Origin of the sequence: Anabaena sp. CCY 0017 (genome assembly GCF_963920885.1) — a bacterium.
Classification (GTDB): domain Bacteria; phylum Cyanobacteriota; class Cyanobacteriia; order Cyanobacteriales; family Nostocaceae; genus Nodularia.
On record NZ_CAWUDG010000001.1, the window covers coordinates 86,549 to 110,419 of the forward strand.

General features: G+C 39.0%; 20 protein-coding genes. 10 read left to right on the plus strand and 10 right to left on the minus strand.

Features of this window, described 5'->3' with window-relative positions; translation table 11 throughout:
- Positions 1 to 236: 236 nt before the first annotated feature.
- Complete coding sequence (locus ACM0OW_RS00390; protein ID WP_414548061.1) at positions 237 to 632, plus strand: hypothetical protein; 396 nt, start codon at positions 237 to 239, stop codon at positions 630 to 632.
- 196 nt (positions 633 to 828) lie between these two features.
- Here ACM0OW_RS00390 and lspA read toward each other — a convergent pair whose 3' ends face one another.
- Together lspA and ACM0OW_RS00400 are read right to left on the minus strand one after the other, a co-directional pair.
- Entirely contained in the window at positions 829 to 1,305 is a 477-nt protein-coding gene (gene lspA, locus ACM0OW_RS00395; RefSeq protein WP_414548062.1) for a signal peptidase II, read from the minus strand.
- A gap of 115 nt (positions 1,306 to 1,420) precedes the next feature.
- Positions 1,421 to 2,023 carry a biotin transporter BioY gene (locus tag ACM0OW_RS00400; protein WP_414548063.1) on the minus strand — a complete coding sequence of 201 codons (603 nt, stop codon included), beginning with the start codon at positions 2,021 to 2,023 and terminating at the stop codon, positions 1,421 to 1,423.
- 694 nt (positions 2,024 to 2,717) lie between these two features.
- Between ACM0OW_RS00400 and pstS the strand changes: the two genes are divergently transcribed.
- From pstS to pstB, 4 genes are all read left to right on the plus strand, one after another.
- Positions 2,718 to 3,884, plus strand: a complete 1,167-nt coding sequence (gene pstS / locus ACM0OW_RS00405) for a phosphate ABC transporter substrate-binding protein PstS (protein WP_414548064.1) — start codon at positions 2,718 to 2,720, stop codon at positions 3,882 to 3,884.
- 216 nt (positions 3,885 to 4,100) lie between these two features.
- On the plus strand, positions 4,101 to 5,054 hold the full coding sequence (gene pstC, locus ACM0OW_RS00410; protein WP_414548065.1) for a phosphate ABC transporter permease subunit PstC: 954 nt from the start codon (positions 4,101 to 4,103) through the stop codon (positions 5,052 to 5,054).
- A gap of 19 nt (positions 5,055 to 5,073) precedes the next feature.
- On the plus strand, positions 5,074 to 5,955 hold the full coding sequence (gene pstA, locus ACM0OW_RS00415) for a phosphate ABC transporter permease PstA (RefSeq protein WP_414548066.1): 882 nt from the start codon (positions 5,074 to 5,076) through the stop codon (positions 5,953 to 5,955).
- Positions 5,956 to 6,016: 61 nt separating this feature from the next.
- The gene (pstB, locus tag ACM0OW_RS00420) at positions 6,017 to 6,820 is read left to right on the plus strand and encodes a phosphate ABC transporter ATP-binding protein PstB (RefSeq protein ID WP_414548067.1); all 804 of its coding nucleotides are present in this window, start codon (positions 6,017 to 6,019) and stop codon (positions 6,818 to 6,820) included.
- 72 nt (positions 6,821 to 6,892) lie between these two features.
- Here the strand turns inward: pstB and ACM0OW_RS00425 are convergent, their stop codons facing one another.
- Positions 6,893 to 8,347 carry a DUF3131 domain-containing protein gene (locus ACM0OW_RS00425; RefSeq protein ID WP_414548068.1) on the minus strand — a complete coding sequence of 485 codons (1,455 nt, stop codon included), beginning with the start codon at positions 8,345 to 8,347 and terminating at the stop codon, positions 6,893 to 6,895.
- 716 nt (positions 8,348 to 9,063) lie between these two features.
- Between ACM0OW_RS00425 and ACM0OW_RS00430 the strand changes: the two genes are divergently transcribed.
- Positions 9,064 to 11,022: a glycosyltransferase family 2 protein gene (locus ACM0OW_RS00430; protein WP_414548069.1), complete on the plus strand. Its 1,959-nt coding sequence runs from the start codon at positions 9,064 to 9,066 to the stop codon at positions 11,020 to 11,022.
- A 188-nt stretch (positions 11,023 to 11,210) separates the two neighbouring features.
- Positions 11,211 to 11,537, plus strand: coding sequence for an STAS domain-containing protein (locus ACM0OW_RS00435; protein WP_414548070.1), 327 nt, complete (start codon positions 11,211 to 11,213; stop codon positions 11,535 to 11,537).
- Positions 11,538 to 11,640: 103 nt separating this feature from the next.
- Here the strand turns inward: ACM0OW_RS00435 and ACM0OW_RS00440 are convergent, their stop codons facing one another.
- Positions 11,641 to 12,807: a SpoIIE family protein phosphatase gene (locus ACM0OW_RS00440; protein WP_414548071.1), complete on the minus strand. Its 1,167-nt coding sequence runs from the start codon at positions 12,805 to 12,807 to the stop codon at positions 11,641 to 11,643.
- 233 nt (positions 12,808 to 13,040) lie between these two features.
- Between ACM0OW_RS00440 and ACM0OW_RS00445 the strand changes: the two genes are divergently transcribed.
- Positions 13,041 to 13,457 (plus strand): ATP-binding protein, encoded by a 417-nt coding sequence (locus ACM0OW_RS00445; RefSeq protein ID WP_414548072.1) that lies wholly within the window; start codon positions 13,041 to 13,043, stop codon positions 13,455 to 13,457.
- Between the two features lie 54 nt (positions 13,458 to 13,511).
- On the opposite strand, the gene ACM0OW_RS00450 is transcribed toward ACM0OW_RS00445, so the two are convergent.
- From ACM0OW_RS00450 to ACM0OW_RS00470, 5 genes are all read right to left on the minus strand, one after another.
- Positions 13,512 to 17,564: a response regulator gene (locus ACM0OW_RS00450; RefSeq protein WP_414548073.1), complete on the minus strand. Its 4,053-nt coding sequence runs from the start codon at positions 17,562 to 17,564 to the stop codon at positions 13,512 to 13,514.
- A gap of 256 nt (positions 17,565 to 17,820) precedes the next feature.
- Positions 17,821 to 18,087 (minus strand): NACHT C-terminal helical domain 2-containing protein, encoded by a 267-nt coding sequence (locus ACM0OW_RS00455; RefSeq protein WP_414548074.1) that lies wholly within the window; start codon positions 18,085 to 18,087, stop codon positions 17,821 to 17,823.
- A 143-nt stretch (positions 18,088 to 18,230) separates the two neighbouring features.
- Positions 18,231 to 18,488 (minus strand): BrnA antitoxin family protein, encoded by a 258-nt coding sequence (locus ACM0OW_RS00460; RefSeq protein ID WP_414548075.1) that lies wholly within the window; start codon positions 18,486 to 18,488, stop codon positions 18,231 to 18,233.
- Positions 18,489 to 18,577: 89 nt separating this feature from the next.
- On the minus strand, positions 18,578 to 18,856 hold the full coding sequence (locus ACM0OW_RS00465; protein ID WP_414548416.1) for a LapA family protein: 279 nt from the start codon (positions 18,854 to 18,856) through the stop codon (positions 18,578 to 18,580).
- A gap of 93 nt (positions 18,857 to 18,949) precedes the next feature.
- Positions 18,950 to 20,377, minus strand: a complete 1,428-nt coding sequence (locus ACM0OW_RS00470; RefSeq protein WP_414548076.1) for a phosphoglucomutase/phosphomannomutase family protein — start codon at positions 20,375 to 20,377, stop codon at positions 18,950 to 18,952.
- A gap of 106 nt (positions 20,378 to 20,483) precedes the next feature.
- On the opposite strand from ACM0OW_RS00470, the gene ACM0OW_RS00475 reads away from it, so the two are divergent.
- Together ACM0OW_RS00475 and ACM0OW_RS00480 are read left to right on the plus strand one after the other, a co-directional pair.
- Complete coding sequence (locus tag ACM0OW_RS00475) at positions 20,484 to 21,341, plus strand: PD-(D/E)XK nuclease family protein (RefSeq protein WP_414548077.1); 858 nt, start codon at positions 20,484 to 20,486, stop codon at positions 21,339 to 21,341.
- 172 nt (positions 21,342 to 21,513) lie between these two features.
- Positions 21,514 to 21,969 (plus strand): hypothetical protein, encoded by a 456-nt coding sequence (locus tag ACM0OW_RS00480; RefSeq protein ID WP_414548078.1) that lies wholly within the window; start codon positions 21,514 to 21,516, stop codon positions 21,967 to 21,969.
- A gap of 42 nt (positions 21,970 to 22,011) precedes the next feature.
- On the opposite strand, the gene ACM0OW_RS00485 is transcribed toward ACM0OW_RS00480, so the two are convergent.
- Positions 22,012 to 23,688: a transglutaminase domain-containing protein gene (locus ACM0OW_RS00485; protein ID WP_414548079.1), complete on the minus strand. Its 1,677-nt coding sequence runs from the start codon at positions 23,686 to 23,688 to the stop codon at positions 22,012 to 22,014.
- Positions 23,689 to 23,871: the final 183 nt, after the last annotated feature.

Sequence of the window (23,871 nt, forward strand, 5' to 3'; positions counted from 1 at the left end):
ATAGTCTGTTATCTTGATTTTATTGACTATTATTTATCATCAAAATCAGGGTTAATACTTTTACTTTTGTGCTTCTAAAAACTAATTATTAATTTACAATAAATTTAAAGTTTACACTAAAAGTTTCCCATACATTTTATTCTTTATTTATACATCCTCATTTAGATAGATTTTCTCAAATTAATTGTTTGATTTAATTGGCGGAGTGTTCTGTTTCCGTTGAGGTTAATTTCAGAATGAAGGGAAAATTTCTGACCCTGATTGGTACAGCTTTGACTTTGGCTTTTACTGCTAATGTTGCTGTTGCCGAATCAAGTAAATCCCCAGTTACCGAATCCGATAGTTTATCCATGAATGCGCCTGCGGAAATCAAGCTCTCACCAGCAGGAATGAAAATTCTGTGTGAGCGATCGCCTCTTAATTCCCGTTGTCCAGGAGGGACTGCACTCGTACCTCCTACCTCTGGTACTATTCCTGTACCACTGTTAGATGGTAACACCACTCCTGACACTACAAATACTCCAGAAACTTTGATGCAGGAAGGAGCTGAACCGAATAGTAGCTTAACACCAGCCCCAGAAACTTTGATGCCGAGTGAATCTGATGTTCAGAGCGCACCCAACCCCCAATAAATTAGCAAAATAATTACTAATTCGTAATTCGTAATTTAAGAGGGTACAAGCCCCCACTATATATTTGTGATGTGGTGGATTACAATCAGTGGCGAGTCTCAAGCTCCCATTGATTGTAATTACGAACTACGTAAAGCCTGCGGCATAGCTGCGCTTAGAGCGTAGCTCCTCTGCAAGAGGCATTATCAATTACGAATTAGCTTGAGCCGTCGCCGGAATTTGGTGTTTTTTGGAAAGAAGCAATTAACAGACAAACAATACCAATACTAATAAATGAATCTGCCAAATTAAATACAGCAAAATTAATCAAGCGGAAATCTAGGAAATCAACGACATAGCCTAAAACAAACCGATCAATACCATTGCCCAAGGCTCCACCTAAAATTAAACCATAGCCGAACTGATCCCAGTAATTTAAATTCTGACCAAACCAGGCTAATGCTATCAATACTAAACTCACACCCAACGAGAGCCAGCGCAACCACTCTACTTTTCCACTAAATAGACTAAAAGCTGCACCAGTATTAGTAACATAAGTAAAATGAAATACGTCGGGTATGATTGGTAGTGTCTGTCCCAAAGTAAAGCTTTGCGTGATCCAATATTTTGTCAATTGATCCAAGAAAAAAGCAATAAAAGCAGCAATCCAAAAGAAATGATTTTTTAAACGCATGAAACTAAACTAGGGAGTGGGGAATGGGGAGTGAGAGCTAGTACAGTCATTCAAAAAGCTCAAAATCCCAAAATAACAACCTTTTGACTTCATGGCGGTACTAGTCCCGTCATAACTAATAAAACATTAAATGTCGTAATATATATGCTATTACAGTAACAGCGCACACTACAGCTAGTTGACCAGGTAGGGCAAACCACGAATATCTGAGGATTGCTTGCATTAGAGCTAAATTTTCCGTACCTTTCAACTGCAAAAGATAACTAATTGTCAAATAAGTAACACCACAGATGTGGACAGTTAACAAGCCACTTATACAACTAAAAGCTAGGCTTTCCAATCTGGGTCTAGCTTTAAAAGCTAAAAATCCACAAATCCACCCTCCCGGAATAAAGCCGAGTAGATAGCCAAACTGAGATAGCTTGACATAACCAATACCTCCGCCATCAGCAAATACAGGTAGCAAGGTTAAACCCATAACTAAATAGGCGATTTGCGATAGTGCGCCAGCATTTTTACCTCCTAAACAACCTACTAACAGCACCGCACCCACTTGACAGGTGACACCTAGAGAAAAAGTCTGAATGCCTTGCTGACCCCAATTCCAAGGCCAGTCCATACCATAGACTTCTAGGAATGTACCGCCCATTGTCAGGAGCAAGCCAACCATCGACCATAATAATTGAACAGTTCCCACATTTCCAACGCTTCCAGCCATTTTACTTACACAAATGCTCAAACAATGTATGAAAGGACTATTTTCTGTGTTTGAGGCTCTATTTTGAGCATAGCTATATACATATTGGTCATACTTAACTAATGCTCATTTTTCATTATGACAAGTGAATCATATTTTTAAGTTTTTGTGTACCTAGCACGAATGCTTAATCTCCCTATGTATCTTTCTTATTTAAGGTAATAGTTTAATAACTACAGAAGATAAACAGACAAAAAAATATAGCTATCAGAAAAAGGATCGGTGTTATTCTTTTTACAGTTGGTATCTATAGGTAAAAAATTTCTCAGGTTTAAAAGCCACAGGTCAAATATTTTTCCCTATCAGGTATTCATAAAAACAATAATTATACATATAGCGTTTACTCATCACATAAGGTATATCATCGCCCCCTGCTCGCTTGCGCCTATCCATTACCCAATGCTTGGCAGAAAGAACATTAGGGTTCAAGTCAATAATTAGGAATTTCTCATTCCACAAAATATATCTAGTGAAAGCAAGTATAAATTTTAAGTTTATTTACTGAATAAGTATAAAAAATATCCAGTCAAAGAAAACCAATTTGCCAAATTTATTCAAAAAAACATACATTTTTATGTTTCTTAACCTTTTGTTTACCTCTATATATATCTCTTAGAGGTATCCTGGTATCGCTCATCTGGATAAATTCACAGCGATGCTATCACGTATACAGAGAATCAAAAAAAGTCGCCTAGCGGCTACAGCTTCAGTGTTAGCACTGACATTTAGCTTAGGGGCTTGTGGCACAGAGCAAGCCTCAGATACTCCCGGTGGCACTGCGACAGACGCTACAGCTACAAGTCCTGTGAAATTGGATTTGGGCGGGGACGTAGCATTAACTGGTGCAGGTGCTTCTTTCCCAGCACCTTTATTTCAGAGTTGGTTTGCGGATCTCAACAAAAAATATCCTAACCTGCAAGTTAACTATCAGTCAGTGGGTAGTGGTGCGGGAGTTGAACAATTTACTAAAGGTACTGTAGACTTTGGTGCCAGTGATGTGGCCATGAAGGACGAAGAAATTCAGCAAGTACCACAAGATAAGGGCGTAATTTTACTCCCAGTGACGGCTGGTGGAATTGTACTGGCTTACAACTTGCCTGGTGTTACAGACCTAAACCTACCAAGAGACCTTTACACCGATATCGTTTTAGGTAAAGTCAAAACTTGGAACGATCCCAGAATTGTTGCAGCTAACCCAGATGCTAACCTTCCCGACCAGCCGATTGCATGGATACATCGTTCTGATGGTAGTGGTACTACAGGTGTGTTTACAAAACACTTGGCCACTATCAGTCCAGAGTGGAAAGATAAAGTTGGGGAAGGTAAAACTGTAGACTGGCCAGTAGGAGTGGGTGGTAAGGGTAATGAAGGTGTGACTGCCCAAATCAAACAAACTCAGGGTTCTATGGGTTACATTGAGTATGGTTACGCCAAGCAACAGAACCTCAGTTACGCTGCTTTGGAAAATAAAGCAGGCAAATTTGTTAAATACAATGACGATTCAGCATCTCAAACTTTAGCAGCAATACAATTGCCTGAAAATCTCCGTGCCTTTGAACCAGACCCAGAGGGAGATGGATCTTATCCTATTGTTAGTTTCAGTTGGATTCTGGCTTACAAAAATTATGCCAATCCAGTCAAAGCTAAAGCAATGGAAGCAACAATTGAGTACGTTTTAACTGAAGGGCAAAAAATCTCTGGAGAATTAGGGTATATTCCCTTACCTCAAGCTGTGATAGAAAAAGTGGCTGCGGCGGCAGATCAAATCAGTCCCGATTATCAAATAGCTGTAAATGGCAGTGGTGCTAGCGCTAGTAAGTAGTGCTAAGAAATTGTCAACAGTAGTAAATCAAGACATAGAGTAGCAAAAATCAAAAGTTAATCAACAGATTAACAAGCCTGTCGCTTTATTAACGTTCCCAACTAGCAACCCTGATTGAGCCATAGCTCAAATTTGCTCTAGTTGATGAAGCGACAATTTTACCCATTTGGTTTACGCTCACATTTTTTTGTGATTTAATTGTTACATTTGGTAGTCATGACTACAAATTTTTCAAGTCTGCAATCAGCAAATATTAAAAGTCGCTCCGATCTCAGAAATTCGCTAGACCGCGGCTTTATTTGGTTAACTCGAATTTTTTCTTTAGGTGTCGCTGCTACTTTGTTGTGGATTGCGATGCAGGTGACGATTGAAGCCTGGCCAGCCATACAAAAATATGGTGTAGGCTTTTTAATTAACAGTGCTTGGAATCCAGTTATTGATGATTATGGGGTGCTGCCGCAAATTTATGGAACTATAGTCAGTTCTTTGATTGGTTTGTTGATAGCTGTACCCATCGGCGTAGGTACGGCTGTGTTGTTGAGCGAAAATTTTCTCCCCACCCAAGTGCGGGTGGTGACAGTATTTTTGGTAGAACTGCTGGCTGCTATTCCCAGTGTTGTCTACGGAATATGGGGTATTTTCGTTTTAATTCCGATTTTGAACGAAGTGGGAAAATGGATTCATACTTATTTTGGCTGGATACCATTCTTTAGCACCACTCCTACAGGTCCATCAATGTTTCCAGCTGGAGTCATTTTGGCAATTATGATTGTGCCAATCATCACAGCTATATCTCGTGATGCTCTAATTTCTATACCTTCCAGTTTGCGTCAAGCATCTATGGGATTGGGTGCAACTCGTTGGGAAACAATTTTACAAGTAATAATTCCATCTGCCATCTCTGGCATCGTCAGTGCTATTATGCTGGCACTTGGCCGGGCTATGGGAGAAACAATGGCGGTAACAATGTTGATTGGCAATGCCAACAATATTAATATCTCAATTTTTGCTCCAGCGAATACAATTGCTTCTCTACTAGCAAATCAATTTGCGGAGGCTGGTGGTTTGCAAATTGCCTCTTTAATGTACGCAGGCTTGGTTTTGTTTTTTATCACGCTTGTTGTCAATATTATGGCAGAATTGATTGTTTTGCGAGTGAAGCGGATATAGCGTAGTTTTGGATTTAAGTATGACATCGAAATTTCCTGAACGTAGTTTGACACGCTCTTCTAAATCTCCCCGAACGCTGTTTAATACAGCCATGACAGTGGTAGCATTTATCTGTGGAGTGTTAGTGCTTGTGCCTTTAGTGGCAGTACTTAGTTATGTCATTATTAAAGGCTTTAGCAGTCTCAGTTTCGATGTGTTTACCGAACTACCACCCCCACCACTGAGAGAGGGAGGAGGTTTTGGGAATGCTATCATCGGAACAATATTAATGGTCGGAATTGCTGCATTAATGAGCATTCCCTTTGGTGTTTTAGCGGCAATTTACTTAACAGAATTTAGTACTGGTAAAGTCGCTAGAGGAATACGATTTGCTACTAATGTTCTCAGTGGAGTTCCTTCTATTATTGCTGGGGTATTTGCTTACGGGATTGTGGTTTTGGGATTAGTCAGGCTGAATTTAGGCTCATATTCAGCTGTTGGTGGTGGGTTCGCCTTAGCAATTTTGATGTTGCCAATTATTGTAAAAACTACTGATGAAGCATTACAGCTAGTATCGCAAGACTTGCGACAAGCATCTGTGGGTTTAGGTGCAACTAATTTTCAAACAGTAACACAAGTTGTTTTGCCAGCTGCTCTACCAGCAATTGTGACTGGTTCTAGTTTAGCGATCGCGCGCGCCTCTGGCGAAACTGCGCCTTTATTATTTACGGCTTTATTCTCCCAATTCTGGCCTAGTGGCTTACTCAAGCCTACTCCTTCCTTGGCGGTTTTAGTTTACAACTTTGCGATTTCTCCTTTTGACAATTGGCAGTCACTAGCTTGGGCAGCTTCTTTGGTCTTGGTATTTATGGTTTTGATTACCAGTATCCTGGCTCGTTGGGCAACTCGCAAAAAAGCTTAGTGAAATTGTATCCCAAGCATGGTTTTCTATCGCAAACATCAACACTACACTAGACTATATTATGGTTACTAACACTACTACAGTGAATGATACTGAAACCGTTTTACGGACAGAAAATCTTAACGTTTACTACGGCAAGTTCTTAGCTTTGCAGAATATTTGGCTGGACATTCCGAAAAATCAGGTGACATCCTTTATTGGCCCTTCTGGCTGTGGTAAAAGTACATTACTACGATGCTATAACCGCCTCAATGACCTGATTGATTCGTTTCGAGCCGAAGGTAAAGTTTATTTTTACAATGACAATTTGTATGCACCTAACATTGATCCTGTAGAGGTGCGCCGGAGAATTGGGATGGTATTTCAAAGACCAAACCCGTTTCCCAAATCAATTTATGACAATATTACTTTTGGAGCCAAAATCAACGGTTATAGAGGTAATTTAGATGAATTAGTGGAACGAAGTCTGCGACAAGCTGCTTTGTGGGATGAAGTTAAAGATAAACTGCGGCAAAGTGGTGCATCTTTATCTGGGGGACAGCAGCAACGGTTGTGTATTGCTAGAGCGATCGCAGTACAACCAGAAATTATCCTTATGGATGAACCTTGTTCAGCCCTAGATCCTGTTTCTACCTTGCGGGTGGAAGAACTAATTCACCAACTGAAAGAGAAATATACTATCGTGATCGTTACCCACAATATGCAACAAGCTGCACGGGTGTCTGATAATACAGCATTTTTTAACGTTAAAGTTGCAGAAGGTGGTCGCAGTGGTTATCTAGTTGAATACAACTCAACAGAACTTATTTTCAATGATCCTCAGCAAGAAGATACCCGCAATTATGTCAGTGGCAGATTTGGCTAATATCATAAATTGATATTTTTGTCAATCCCCACCCTAGAAAACTTTGGAGGTGGGAATTTTTATCACAAACGGCTATAAGCCTGCCCAAACTGTCAGGGGTTTTCCTACTTGTTTATACAGTAAGCTGGAAAGAATTACGCCATTGTTGTTGGCGGTGAGGCTTTTGTTGGGCTGACGGAGAGATTCATAGTAGCCGTTATACCAACCGTAATCTGATTGGAGATTTGTTTGGACAAAATTAGATAGTTTATTGGTGTAGTTGGTGTTGTAAAGTATGTTCCAGCCAAAGGCTGCTTTAGTACTGATAAATCTTAAGTTCTGATGTGGTTCGCGGCTATCCGTGATTGCTACCCAAGGTTCACCGTTGACAAATAAGCTGTTGTAAAGAAAGTATGGAGAACGGTCTAGGTTATCTTCTGTAACGGCTGTTAATTGATTGGTGGCTTGATAACGGGCTTCTTGGGCTGCTAATATCCGGTCAGCGAAAACTTTTGGTAAAGATTGAAATCCGGTTTCAATGCCATCTAATATATAGGGTTGGCTGAGGACGTAGTTATTCGCGCCTGATGTCTCATGGTCGCGTTTGTCGTAGGGTATGCCTTGTCCGTAAAGATTGGCATAAGCGGTATTGCTTTGATATTCTAAAGCTTCACTAGCATTTAAGCCCCACAGTTTCAAACCGTAGGCGGCATAGTTCCCATAACCTAAGCGTCCTTCTGGGTTATATTGTTCTCTACCTTTGACGATGCTAGTACCGTATATTTGACCTCTTCTGGTGAGGCGTTTAACTTGCCAATGTTGCCAAACTGCTTCGGTTTGCGATCGCCACTGGGGATATTTTGTCCCGACTATTTTTAACCATAGTGCCATTCGCCCTAAATCGATAGCTGACCAGCCAATTTCTGCGGGTTTCTCTAGTTGACCATAGTTAATGGGTGACAGAGTTTGGGAGTTATAGACTTTGTTAGGGAGTTCTTTTTTATATAAAGGCATAGTTGCTAAAGTCTGCAACATCACACCCATTTTTTCGTCAAATTCTGACTCAGAGACAATATCCAGTTCCTTGGCGCTGACCAAAGCGGCGATCGCACTGGCTTGATCCCACATAGTTACAGAAGTAATACCATCTACAGAATTAACTAAACCTGTTTCATCATTCCAGTTGCGTTGGAAGTATGACCAAGCTTGACGGGCGATCGCTATTTCTCCTGGAGTCAATTCTCCTAAGTTAGGTGCAACGTATGGAATGAAGGAGATAATAACTTGCTTAGGACTAATGGGGTCGCCTGGTAAAACTAAAGATTCCGCATCCAGTCTCGCCACTTCTTCTGAATCAACTTCTGGTTCTTTCTCCGGGGAAGGTTCAGTGATGGATGCTTCTGGTGTGTCTATAGAAGCTACGCGATTACTAGTTAAAGACACAGACCACCAACTTAGTCCTGTGATGGCGATCGCAGCTGTGACTACTCCTCCGACGGAAGCCAATATGGATAACTTTTTTGATGGTGGTTCAAAATCAGAGGTCATTTTTTTTAGAGTCTCGTTGTGTTAGTTAATATACGCTTTTACAGATAATAACAATTTCAATCTTCTCAGTTAAAAAATATAAAGTTATACAAACTGGTGTGGGAAATTTTCCAAGCCAAGGTAAGCGGAAAGCTATGCAGTGTGACTTTTTGATTGTATGCGCTTTCGCCGATATCTTCATTGGGAACGTGACTAAATGTATCCCACGAGTAAATTTTCCGTTGACTCACTGTTGTAAATTCTGAGTATTGAACTATACTTAGCTACGGGTAAGACTTGATTGCCTAATTCACCATCCAACGGGTGGATATCAGGTGATATTAGTAAATCTTACCCACATTGGCTTGAACCTCGTAGGGTGCGTGAAAAGCTTAAAATGATGCATTATGTTTCTCTTGTGGAACAGGCATACTTCGACAAGCTCAGTACAAGTCTTGCCTGTTCGGGGGGGGTAGAAGCCCACCCCACAATATTTATGCTTATGCACTATTTTAGGTTTGTCAGTCCAGTAGGGTGCGTTATGGACGCTAGTTCTAACGTACCGAGAATTGAAGATGGTGCGTTGCGCTACGCGACAACACACCCTACACACTTTAATTCCTGTTCCCCTCCTCGCTTGCGGGGAGGGGCTAGGGGAGGGGTTTCATCACAGCCCGACACTTTTCAAACACCCTCTCAAAAAACCATTAACTTTTTAATTTTCTTTAAGGTGCAATATGGCTTCAGACTCCATACTTAATCATGCAAAAAACTTTTCCGGTAATAGTCGTTCTATCCTCAAAAAAAGAACGTTACTTTTTCGCTATTTAGCAGAAATAAATTTAATTTTTGGGGCTTGGTATCTGCATTGGCGAATTAGTCATTCTATTAACTTTGATGCACTGTGGCTGGCGATTCCCTTATTATTAGCCGAAATTTACAGCTACTTCGGCGGAGTCATGTTTGTAATTGGACTGTGGCGACCCTTAGTTAGACAAATCAAATCTCTCGACCAAATGACACCATCCCTATCTATCTCTGATTGGCCGATTGTAGATGTTTTTGTGACCTGTGAGAATAAGCCGCCAGAAATTGTAGCAGCAACTGCTAGAGAGGCTTTAGGAATGGATTACCCCGCAAGTAAGTTACGCGTTTATATACTAGATGATGATAATTCAGAAGAAATGCGCAGGATGTCTGAAAGATTATGTATTGAAGATTTACAATCACCATTGTTACAACATGAGGCGAATCGAATTGATGCAGAACGTTCGACTCTGGTAAACCGTCTTCAGGAATTAGATAGTTTGCAACCAGATTTAGAAGCTGCTGAAGAATGCTTAAAAAACTTTAATTCCGAAGCCGATAATTCCTCCAAACTTTTAAATAGCCTGCAAAAATTTATTTTATGGTTAAATCTTGCTGATCACAATAGTTCTGAAGTAACAAATAGTATCCAAGAACGCCTAACTACAGAGCGACAATTATTAGAATCAGCTATTTACCAAAAAGAGTTAGAACTAGTTGAACTCGCTCGTTTACGCTATATTGCTCAACCAAAACAAACAGGTAGTCTTAATTACGCCATTTTTTCTGGCGAAACTGCGGGTGATTTTATTCTGACTTTAGATGCTGATCATATTCCTAAGCCCCAATTTCTTAAACGAGTTTTACCTTATTTTCATACTTACAATTTCTTTACAGCAAAATACGAATCCAACAAAATTGCTTTTGTACAAACACCCCAAGATTTTTACAATATTCCCTCTGGCGATCCTTTTGGTCATCGCGCCAGTTTATTTTATGAAACTTTACAACAGGGTAAAGATGGGATGAATTCGGCTTTCTATACAGGCACAAATGCCGTATTAAGAAGAGAAGCATTAATTAGTGTGGGGCTAGAATATTTTGCCGATGAATACATCAAAGATGAATTAAAATTAAATAATTGCGGATCTATCAACAGCATTACAGAAAATATAAATACAGCCATGCGCTTACATAGTGCTGGTTGGAAATCTGTTTATCATCATGAATTGTTAGCGGAAGGATTAGCACCTAATGATTTAATTTCTACATTGAAACAAAGATTACATTGGGCGCAAGGAACTATAAAAGTTTTAGTGGAAGAAAATCCCCTCACCAAAGCCGGACTAAGCTTTTGGCAAAAAGTGCAGTATTTTAAGACTATCTATAGCTATTTCTCAGGTTTTGCGACTTTTGTATTTATCTTGTGTCCAATTATATATTTTTTCACAGGAATTATTCCACTTAAAACAGTTGAATCTGATTTTGCTTTACACTTTTTTCCAGCTTTGATGATTAACCGAATGACCTTTATCGCTGCTAATTGGGGGATTTCTCCTAGAGAAATATGGCGTTCAGAACAATATGCGATCGCATTATTTCCTTTATTAATCCAATCCGTATGGAGTGTATTTTCTAAACAATCAATTAAATTTCCAATTATACCTAAGCACCGCCAATCACTAATGTATCTGTGGCTAATTTGGCCACAGTTATTTGTCTTTTTTCTGACTATTTTAGGAATATTATGGAGCATTTATCGTTATGCTACGGGTAATTTAAATAGTCCTGGCGTTTATTTCTTCAATATTGCTTGGGCTATTTACAATTTGGCATTAATCTGGGGAATTATTCAGGCTTCTATTTGGGAATCTCAGAATAATTCATAATTTATAATTAGTCTAAGTATGATTTATTCAGGTGCGTTAATTTCAGTTATAATGCACCTGATATTTACATACTATTAAAAAAAATTAATTGTTAAACTAGTAATAAATATTGATGAAGATTGCTTTTTTATAAAAATTATATGTAAAAATTAAATAATATCTCCCAAATTAATTTAAAGGTAAACGCGATGAATCCTAAAATCAAGGTGTTAGAACCTTCAGGAATTTTAAATTCAGTTAAGGGTAATGAGCTACGTCGAGAAATTACTAATCTTACATCCACAGATGCGGATATTATACTCATTGACTTGAAAGATGTTAATTTTATTGATAGTTCGGGTTTAGGTGCTTTAGTGGCGGCTATGCAGGCTGTTAAGCAATCTAATGGAAAACTCTTTATCTGCTCTGTAAATGATCAGGTGAAGACGATATTTGAATTAACGAAAATGGATAGAATTTTACAAGTGTTTACTACGAGAGAAGAATTTAACAATCAAGTATTAGCAACAAAATAATTAATTTTTTCTCACGCAGAGGCGCACCAGGCGCAAAGAGGAAATATTTTTGTAGGGGTAATTCATGAATTGCTTCTACTTAATTTGATTTACGCCGAGTTATCTAATTAAAGGTAATTTTTAAAAGCGATAAATCATCATCAAAAATAGCACTGGGGCTGAGATTTTTAATATGTGCTAATAGGTTCTGAAGATGAGAGTGATTTTGATTTGTCTGACTAGAATGGGTTAATAAATCTAAAAAAGCATCGAAACCCCAAATTTGACCATTTGGTAGTAAAAGTTCATACGTACCATCGCTAAAGAGGTATAAACTGCTATTATCTGCAATGTTTATCATCTCTATCTGAAAATCGATATCAGGAATAAAACCAATTGGTAAATCTAAAGAACTTAGCTGTTTGATATTTGTAGCATCTTTATCTAGTAATACACCTGCTGGATGTCCAGCATTAGCATAAGTTAATTGCTGTTTTAAGCGATTGTAAACTCCATACCAAATTGTAAAATATTTGTTTCCATGACTACTCATTTGAAAACTCTGATTAAGCGCTTTTAGAACTTCGTCGGGATGACAAAAATTAGTATTGGGTAGAGACTGCGATCGCAAGACGTTCAACACAGACACAGACAGTAGTGCTGAACCTACTCCATGTCCAGAAACATCTAAGAGATAAATCACCAAATGATCATCATCAATCCAGTAATAGTCAAAGCAATCTCCCCCTAACTGCGTTGAGGGAACAAACAAAGCCTCTGTAGTTACAGTACCTACAAGTGGTGATGGTAAGAGCGATCGCACATAATCAGCAGCTTCAGCTAACTCCGCTTCTAAATTGTGGTTTAACTCCTCTAAAGCTAGCTGTTTATTTCTCAAATCCTGATTGAGTTGATGTAACCTCAAACCAGCTCTCACCCGCGCCTTCAATTCATTCATTTCAATCGGTTTAGAAACAAACTCATCTGCGCCAGCGTCTAATCCCTTAACTCGCTCTCCTTCTTCCCCTGGTGCAGCACCTTTAGCCGTGAGTAAAATAAAAAAAGTAGTCGCTAAATCGGGATCTTTCTTAACTTGACGACACACTTCTAATCCATCCATTTCTGACATTACCCAATCACAAATAATCAGAGCCGGATGTAATATTTTCGCCTGTGTAATTCCTTCATTTCCATTACTAGTAACAGTAGTCTCATAGCCCTGATTTTGCAATGTTCTTTTCAGTGCTGCCCGTACTATCGGATCATCATCAATAATCAATATTTTAAACATAAATTTTAACTAAGTAATTAGGTATGAATAAACCTAACTATAGCAGGACTAAATCATTTGTGAACCTCTTTACTTCTTCACTTGGCGACCTACAGCCCTGGCGGGCATCGCTGCGCGCGGGCGACTTGGCGGTTTGATACATTCATAAATCAAAAAAGTTATAAATAATATAATATCAATAAAAATTTGTTATTATTTTGAAGGTACAAACACCCAGGTTGTCAAGGTGAGAAATGAATAAAAAAATTCATTTAAAAGTTAACACTGACATAGATGCTACAACTGAAATTTTATCCTGGTTTGAGCAAATAAATCAACCACCTCTTCCTGATCAAAAAATCTGGTGGAAGTGTCAAACCTTGCTGATGGAAGGTTTTGCCAATATTGTAGAACACGCCCATAAAGATTTACCTGTAGAAACTCCCATTGAGTTGGAAGTTGTGCGGTTAATTGAGCATATAGAAATTCGCATTTGGTGTCTGGGTTTAGCATTTGATTTAGAAAAACAATTACAAATAACACCTGAACTGATAGACAACTTTTTAGAAAGAGGTCGAGGTTTAAAAATCATGTCTTCTATCGCCGACGAATTAACTTATCTGCCAACAGATGATCATCGTTATTGTTTATTTTGTAAAATTAAATATTAAAATTTTAATTAGGATTTAGAGCAATAAATTATCAAGGAAACAGATATAAAAAAATTACTTAACTATATTTTTATTTAATTCTGCTATTTTAGCTAAAAAACTTTTAATCTCTTGAATAAAATCTTCTAACTCAGCTACTAATTCATTTGTACCAACAGACTCATTCTGATGACTTAATTTTTCTAGCTTATCTGCGGCTGTCTCCATAGATATAGCACCTATATTCGAGCTTGCACCTTTAATATGATGTGCTTCTCGTGCCAGTTGTTGAAAATTATTAGTAGCAATTGCCGCTTTGGTTGCTTCTAAATGTAACTCGCTATCTTCAACAAATATTTGTAATAATTCTAATTCAAATTCGGGATCATTTTCCGAAATTTGCTGTAAATGTTGCCAATCAATTGCTAATTCAAAATAAACATTTTTTCGTAAAATTATTTGGCTCCAATGGTTGAGGACATCTGCTAATTTTTCTTTGTTGACTGGTTTACTCAAATAATCATTCATGCCTGCATCTAGACAATTTTGTTTATCTTCTTTCATTGCATGAGCCGTCATGGCAATTACCACTGGTTGGCGATCCATACGACGACGAATTTCTTTTGTAGTTTCTAAACCATCTAAAATTGGCATTTGGCAATCCATGAGAATGAAATCATAGGGAATTCTTTCTAATAACTGTAAAACTTCCTGACCATTGCCTGCAACATCAGCAGCATAACCTAAATTTTGCAGTTGTTTTAAAGCAACTTTTTGATTTACTAAACTATCTTCAGCAATCAAAACTCTTAACTTGGATTTATTTACACTAGTTTGCTCACTAATTGGTAGCTCAATTTGTATAGTTTTGTCTGGAATTTCCAAGACATTGATAATTGTATCGAGTAGCCGAGATGCTTTGACAGGTTTGACTAAATAACTAGCAAATCCTATATTTAGCGCTTGTTGCACTTCCTCTCTTTGATTAGTAGAAGTCAACATAATTATGGGAATATCCGCAATTACAGGATTTGTTTTAATTTGTCTTCCCAATGTTAAACCATCGACTTGTGGCATTTGCATATCAATCAAAACTACATCATAAAGAATTCCTTTTTCAACAGCAGTTTCTAAAGCATTAAGTGCTTGAGTAGCACTAGCAGCCTCATCTACTTCCATTCCCCAATGGGTTGCTTGATCATAAATAATTTTACGGTTAGTAGCATTATCATCCACAACTAACAAGCGGCGATTCTGGAGAATTTCCCCATTCTGGACAGGAGAAACTGGCTGGGGGCGTTTTGTAAATGTTAGTTCAAACCAAAATTGAGATCCTTCTCCTGGTTCACTGTCAACACCAATTTCTCCGCCCATCAAATCTACTAACTGCTGACAAATAGCTAATCCTAAACCTGTACCACCGTACCTACGAGTAATGGAAGCATCGACTTGGCTGAATGGCTGAAATAGTTTGTTTTGATCTTCAAAGGAAATACCGATTCCTGTATCAGTAACTGAAAAATAAATAGTGACTTTTTTGGAAGTTTGCGATTGCAATTGGGCGCTGACTATAATTTCTCCCTTGCTGGTGAACTTGATAGCGTTACCAAGCAAATTCATCAAAATCTGTCGCAGGCGACTAGCATCACCTTGGAGATAAACCGGAACGTTACGATGAATTAATCCAGCAATTTCTAATCCCTTCTCGTGAGCTTGGGGTGCTAATAATTCTAAAACTTCTTCTACACAATTAGATAGGTCAAAATCTAATTTTTCCAGCATCATTTCGCCGGCTTCTAATTTTGACAAATCCAAAATTTCATTAATCAAGGACAAAAGCCCATCGCCACTAACATGAATGATTTCGGCAAAATCACGCTGTTCTCTATTCAAATCGGTTTCTAATAATAAGCCAGTCATTCCCAAAACAGCATTCATGGGAGTTCGAATTTCATGACTCATATTTGCTAAAAAAGCACTTTTGGCTTGAGAAGCTAATTCGGCTTGTTTGCGAGCAATTTCTAATTCTTGTCGTTGGCGGGTTTCTACCTCTAGTAGCTTGGCTTGAGCTAAAGCAATACCGACTTGATTTGCAAGCGATCGCAACAGTTCAATTTCCCAATTTTTCCATTGTCGGGTTTGATTACATTGATGAGCAATTAGCAATCCCCACAGTTCATTTTGCAGAAAAATCGGAATGACAAGGTTAGCTTTAACCTGAAATTCTTCTAATAATTTTTTATGGCAAGGCTCAATCTCAGATTCTTCTATATTATTAATAATGCCTATTCTACCTTCATAGTATTTCTGAAGATAACTCTCTGTCAAACAAGAGTCAGCAACATTTCTACCCATAACCGCAGGTAAATCCGGAATTACAGCTTCTTTGAGAATTGTTACAGAACTATCAGATTGCAGTTGCGAAATTAGTACCCGATCTGCTTGCAATAGTTTTTGGACTTCTGTAACGCTAGTTTGCAGAATTTCATCGATTTGTAAAGACTCGCGAATTTTTAAAGTCACATCTGCTAGTAATTGCGATCGCAAGTTTTGCTGTTGTATTTCTGCCTCGGCTTGTTTACCTTCTGTAATATCAATACCAGTAGCAATAATATATTCAATGTTGCCTTGTTCGTCTTTCAGGTTAGCACTAGTCCAAGCAATCAACCGCCGATGACCATTTTTTGTTAACCAGTAATTTTCGTAGTCTTGAATTTTGTCACCAGCAGCTGCTTGGGTTAAAATAGCTTTCACTGGTTCTATGTCTTGTGGAGTTAAAAATAGGTTCCAAATATATCTATCTTGTACTTGACTAAATGAATAACCAGTGATTTGCTCACAAGCTTGATTAAAGCGAACAATTCGCCCTTGTAAATCGAGAACTACGACTAAGGCACTAGCTGTATCTAGAACGGCTGCAATAAAGTTGCGCTCTGTTTTTAGCAGTTCCTCTGTGCGTGTTCGCTCAGTAAACTCTCGATAAATCAAGTAGTAGACAAAAGCCAAAATTATCAAACACAAACTAATGGCGATCGCCACTGTTATAATAGTATTATATCTGCTAGCTTTTGCAGATATAAACTGTTGCTGAAGTAATGCCTTTTCTTCTTTCTCTATATTATTAATAATCTGTTGAATGTCATTTAAAATATTTTTCTCCTGGTTAGTTTTCCATGACTGTAAACTAGACTCAAATCCCTGATTCTGCCGTAAATCGATAGTCTGCCTAATTCCGTCCAAACTGCTTACGATCAAAGTTTCTAGCTTGCTAATCTGACTTTGTTGGTTAAGTTGATTGGCTGTGATTGTTTTCAGGGATTGAATTTGTTTATCAATTTTTGTAAGTGCTAATTTGTAAGATTTTAAATAAGATTGCTCACCTGTGAGAATATAACCGCGCTGTCCCATTTCAGCATCTGATATTAATAAAAATAGCCGTTCTTGAATATTGATTTTTTCTAAATTGACTTGCTGTTTATGAATAATTTCTCGATAAGTTTTAGTATTTTGATAGGAAATCAAACCAATGGTGATCAAAATTGCTGATGCTACCCCAAACCCTCCAGTAATCTTTTTCAAGAATTGAAACCGTGCTTTCTTTGATTGTTGACGTTCCTGATTTACGAGTACCAAACTGGCTAAATTGCGTCGCAGTTCCAGTTGATTAATGACTTGATTACCTAAAATGCGTAAAGCTTCGATTTGTTCCGCAGTTAAACTTCGCGGTGTTTTGTCAATTACACACAGCGTTCCTAAACTGTATCCTTCAACATTAGTCAGAGGTACGCCCGCATAAAACCGGATATTGGGAGATGCTGTTACTAGTGGGTTACTAACAAATCGTTCATCAGTTGTGGTATCAGGAATAATAAAAACATCTTTTTGCAAAATAGCATGAGCGCAAAATGCCAAATCACGGGAAGTTTCTAATATGTCTAAGCCAATTTTAGATTTAAACCATTGACGGTTAGTATCAATTAAACTAATTAATGCGATGGGAGTGCCGCAAATATACGAAGCTAGCCGAGTGAGTTGGTCAAAAGTCTCTTCAGGTTTAGTGTCAAGGATTTTATACTGCAAAAGTGCTTCAATTCTTGCTGGTTCGTCATCAGGTAACGGTGCTTTCATAGGTCTCAATCCCTGATTATAGTTAGTATAAGAGGTTATTTATATACCAATTATTATTAATGATGACACATAAAACTCAGTATTTCAGAAAAATTAATTAATATGAATAAATCTGACACATAATTAGCTGGTGCTGATAGCTCCACATCTGCAATAACAAATAGATAAAAATCCTAACTAGACCACAAACCCAAAGATCCCCAACTTCTTCAAGAAGTCGGGGATCTGAACCTCTACTAGCAATACTGATTCTGGTTTACAGGTTTGGCTTTAACATCCGCGTCTCGATTTCTTGCCACCAATCAGGGGATGTTTCGCCAATTGCTGCTTTTTTGCAATCGATGATGAGCTTATTTGCGTAGAGATATTTATCATCTAGTGTTTCCAGTTCTTCCTCAGAGAAATCAATCATTTCTGGTGTAAGTTTGAAAGCATTTAGCAAAGTTGTTCGGAGTTCTTCAGCAAATTCAGTAAGTTTTTCCTGTGGTTCTTCATCATGGGGAATTTTAGATTGAAATTTCACTAGGTTTACAGCTAGTTTAGTAAATTCTTCATAATTAAATATTTGTAATTTTTCAAGTTCAAGCGTGGACTCAAAAGCTTCGTTCTTGCACGGCATTACAATACAAGTATGACTTAATACAGGTTTTGTGAGAAGAAAATACTTTATTTACCGATACGCTCAAGTTCTTCTCGCAAAACTCGCCTTAATGTATCTTCTAAAGGTTCACGATCCTGTTGAATATACTCACGCAAAACATCGTTAATCAAAGTTTGGTAATTTCCCCCACCTGCTAAGTGAACTTGCTCACGAAACCATGCCAGTATTTCATCATCTAGGCGAATTGTAATTCTAGTTTTGCCAGATGGCGTTGGCTCAATTGCTCCTCGCTTACCTTGGCTAAAATCATACTCAGCTTCCATAAATTATCCCTCCTCATAACGAACCACACCAGACGCAGAGAACACAGAGGAATTAGGGTTTGAAAGAGTTTTTGCGTAAGTCCTGTTGTTTAAAAATCCTCATCATCAACAAAAAACTCAGCATCGTCATCAAACCGAGACTTACCCGAACCTGAACCAACAAGACCCCACAGAGGTTGCAGTAAAGCCATCCCAATTAAACCCACACCAGCGCTGAAAGCCAGGACTAAACCGACTGGTATTTGAATCGTTTGAAATGTTAAGAATTTTAAAGATACAGGTGTGGCATTTTGAACTGAGATAATGGCGATCGCCACTACCCAAATAGCCACAACTAGAGATATAAAAATAGGAACCAAAGTTTTCATAATATTACAATTCATACTCCCCTCTCCTTGGTAAGGAGAGGGGCTGGGGGTGAGGTTTTCTTAAACTGCTACTTTTCCAAGTTTAGCGAATGGCTACGCCACGCGAGCTATCGCACTTTCCATTTCTTGAGCAACTTTAGCTAGTTTCTCCGCAGAATTGGTTTCCATGTAAACGCGTACTAAGGGTTCTGTACCAGAAGGACGCAGCAAAATCCAGCTACCTTCTTCTAAATACAACTTAATCCCGTCTTTGCGTCCGACTTCTTTCACTTTAATCCCGGCTACCTCTGAAGGAGGATTTTTAGTAAAGGAATCGATGACAGCAGTTTTGTGTGCCTCTGTCAAATGTAAGTCCAGACGGTCATTGTAAAGCGGACCATCAGCTTCGGCGATCGCTTCCTTCACCAATTGACTCAGGGGTTTACCTTCATAGGCGATCGCTTCTGCCACGAGCATATCAGCTAAAATTCCATCTTTTTCAGGAATATGCCCAATTACACTTAAACCGCCAGATTCTTCACCCCCAATCAATACGGTGGTTTCCCGCATTTTCTCACCGATGAATTTAAAACCAACGGCTGTTTCATAAATTGGCAAACCATGTTTAGCTGCAAAATTATCCAGCAGGTGAGTTGTCGCCACAGTACGGACTATTGCGCCGCTTTGACCTTTGTTTTTAATTAAATGCCGTGCTAACAATAACAGCACAGTATTGGGAGTGAGAAAATTGCCTAATTCATCCACAATACCAAAGCGATCAGCATCACCATCTGTAGCCAGTCCTAAATCGGCTTTATCGGCTCTTACTGCCTCCACTAACCCAATTAGTTGTTCACCCTTGGGTTCGGGCATTCCGCCGCCAAATAGCACATCACGAGTAGTGTTAAAACTTTCTAACTGACAGCCGCAGTGTTGCAAAACTTCATCTAAATAACCGCGAGAAGTAGAATAAAGGGCATCATATTTCACCTTTAAATTCGCACTCTTGATGCGTTCTACATCCAGTAAAGTGTAGATAAATTTCAGATACTCCGGTTTGGGGTTAAACAGAGAAATTGCCCCAGCCGGAACACTTCCAGGCAGCGCATCCGATGCACCTTCAATGTTCGCCACAATCGTATCCGTAATTTCTGGAGTGGCAGGCCCAGCATAATCAGGGATATATTTAATTCCACAGTAAGGTGCTGGATTATGGCTGGCAGTAAACATCAAAGCCCCAGCCGAGTTTAACAGCCGGGCGTTGTATGCAATTACTGGTGTAGGGCAATCCCGATCAGTAATTTTTACAGTCCAACCCAAGTCTGCCAAGACTTCAGCTGCTGTTTGAGCGAACTGGTCAGCCAAAAACCTAGTATCGTAGGCAATAAGAACTGGTCTATCTTTTGAATAGGCTGTTTCGAGGTAACTTGCGATCGCCCTTGTGACTTTCCGCACATTGGGAAAAGTAAAATCATCGGCTATAATTCCTCTCCAACCGTCAGTACCAAATTTTATTTTGCTGGAATTGCTACTAGCGCTCATTGTTGCCCCTTTATCCCAAATATCTTCAATACTATAGGAAGCTTCCCCTAAAGCGTGCGTAGCCGCAAGTCTCCCCCAACGTATTTTTTCTCACTGATATTGAGCAATGTCATTAACTAATCGACCTTTTGCCAGTTATCACCTTTGGTCTTTAGTTGCCCCAGCAACCGGACAAGAACGTTGGCATTGCCAGATGAGGAGGGGGTTTATTAAAGCGCGTCAACATGAACCGCAAGTTAAAGCGCTGTTAGGTCAGGCTACTGCACCCCAACGGATTGGCATCCTCGCCCAAAAAGGCGTTTATGAATTCCATCATAATAGACATTTGTTATATCAATCAGACGGTGTAGATCAAGTTGCCCAGTTACTCAAATTAAGCAATTCAACTGAACAAGTCCAACAGCGCGTGCGGCAAATTCTGCAAAAATATCATGATGCCCCCTTACTGTTAAATAAACAGATTGTCCAGTTAACAAGGGGAGATGAAGGCTTTCCCAAACCAATCTTTGTGAAACAGGAAGATTTTAATTTCCGCTTATATGCAGCTATGGACTGTGTGTTTCGGGAATCTGAGCGGACTTTGCATATTTTAGACTTCAAAACTGGTAAATCTGCCTTTGACCAAAGACAGGCATTAGTTTATTTACTAGCTGCGCGTTATCTTTACCCTGAACTAGAAGCGGTAGCATCATTTTATAATTTGGAGATGTCTAAAAAATCCGATTTAATTAGCCTGAACAATCGGGAGTTAGAATCTTTAAAGTTAAATTTAGCCAATATTGCCAACAAGCATCAATACGATTTACAAAAATATCACGAACAAAAGAGTAATTTTAGTAAAATATTTCCACCTAATCCAGGGAAACACTGCCGCTTTTGTCCTTTTAACTCAATTTGTGATTTTTCTGAAAAGACATCTTATTCACACCCATTACCCAACTTAAAAACTGAGAGGAAATATTAGTAGCACACATCAACAGCTAAAATAATAAATATGAATTTAAATTCAGTTATCAGTGAAGAGGCGTATAGTGGGGGACTTAGACCCAAGGATTTAACTGATAACTGATAACTGTTCACTGCTCACTGTTAATATGTATAAGAAGTTAAAACTTGTAATACTCGCCAGTTTATTCATGGTTTTCAGTTTTATTTTACCAATCAATGCTGATAATTCTTCCCCTTATGTTAATGAGAATGGCAGCGAAATTCAAGAACTTCGGCAACCTATCAAAACCTATTTTTTGACTGTTTTACCTGAAGGTACGAAACGGGAAGTGAAGATTAATCCACCCGCCACAAAAATTGTAGTTACATCACAATCAGGGGACACAGGTATTCGATGTGGTGATGGTTTTAGTAGCTATAGTTGTCTGCCTGGGAAGCGAATAGAACTCATTTATGATTCCGCCACACCAGTAGTCAAATTCTGGGGAGAAAATCAAAGTGATATCCAGGTACGGCTGCAAATTGAGGTTTATGAGGTTTCTGCTGAAATGCAGAACTCAAAGCCAGATGAATCGTTGGGGCTGCTAAGTTGTCTCCGGCATACAATCAGTGCTTTAAATATGCTGCTTGCAGAACCCTTGTAGAGACGTTGTATACAACGTCTCTACATTTTTTGTCGCAGATAACTAATGACTAAATGGCGGTAATTCTTGAAGAATCGTAAAGCGGATGTGATTAATTGCCAAGTCGCCTAGAGGAATGTCATCTTTTGTTAGCCTTGAACCCTGACTGCTTAAGGTTTCAAAGGTGATGCCTTTGCCAATTTCAATGTGATACCAGGATAAACCCATAAAAAAGCGTGTAGGGTAAGGGCCATTGTTCCCCACATCATCAGGATTAGATTCCATTGGCAACCAACCAAAACCGGGGATATAAAACTCTAACCAAACATGGTTAAAGTCTGGTTGTAATGGAACTCCTTGGTGTTCGCTATGGGGAGGACATTTATATCTACCAACTGTGCGGCAAGGAATGCCATTTAAGCGGCATAAAGCTAATAAAACACCAACATACTCACCACAGGAACCAACACCCCGTTCTAAGACCAAATCAGGGGTGTCAATGTGGGGTTTAATGCCATAGGATAGTTCATCGTAAACGTAGTTGCGGATATTGTACATTTTCCGCAACAGATTGGTTTCTGTGCCAATGGCTTCATTGGCAGCACGACGCACAATGTCGGTATCCATTGCTAAATCGTCGTCATCTACTAAGTAGCGACTTTGAAATTCTGGTGATATTTCGGGAGCATTTTCTACATCTTTGGGGGTGATGCGATATTTGATTCCGCGAACTTCTAACAGGGCTTTCCAGCCAAATATATGCCTTTCGCCAGGAGTTAGGGCTTCAAATTTAAAGACTGCTACACGTTGCCCATCTATGACTTCTTCGGTAAAAGGGACACCAATAGGTTCAATGTGTTTTAGCTTTTGGCGTTCGGTTTCTGAGGGCAAGGCAATACGCCATTCTACATCCGGTAAATACACCTCGTCTAAAGGCGCAATTTCCTCGGCATAGGACATTTCAATCAGATAGCCGTTAGATAGGGCGTATTGTTTATCTGGTTCGTGATGGTAATGTAGAGGGTGGATAAATGTGCGATCGCGGTATGTGAGTTCATGACACGGATCAGCATTGGGATTATCCCGAATATAAGGCTCTTCGGAGGCATAGGAGACGAATAAGGTTTCTTTGCCTGTTTCTTCATTCGTATGTATGGCTATACCTGTGGGACATTCAAATGGCGTTAACACGCTGAATTGAAGTTGACCTGTGCCTCTGTCCATAGCATAGACTGTTTGCTCAGTGCGATCGCAAACCCAAAGGGTATCAAGGCTGACTGCCAAATTTTCCACCCCTACCCCAGGTGCATAAAACCTGGTAATTTCTTTGCGCGTATTGCGGTCAAAAATCAAAATACTGCCTAGCTTTTGGCAGCTAACGTAAACTGTTGATTCCCAAACAGCAACGCCATCAGCAGCATAAGGCAAGGTGACAAAATGCTCTAGACCCAAAGAAGAGAGTTTAGAAAGGTAAACACTGTTTTCGCGTGTTACCCATAAAGAATCTGACCATACTGCTAGACCGGCAACATCGCTAAATTCCCTAACTTGATGGGGATTTCGGATTTTACTGTTGTCAGAGGTGGGATCAATCTCCAGTAAATGCCCTTTAACACTATCAATAGCGATCAGTGTATCTTTGATGAAAGCAATGCCACAAAGAGTGGCTGCTGTTAACGGTCGAATTGTTCTTTGACCAAACATTTGGCTGGCAATCAAACTAGGAAGTGCAAAACTCATATTAAGCATATTTGTTCAACGGTTTAGCACGCCCAGAATTAATTTTGGCATATCCTTGATGACCCAAATGGTGGTTTTTAGAGTTACTATAAGCAAGTGAAATGTGTTATTTCCTACTTTTGTAGCGGATAAATACATAGAAGTAAGCCAGAAAAATTAGTAAATTTTACTGAACACATCTAC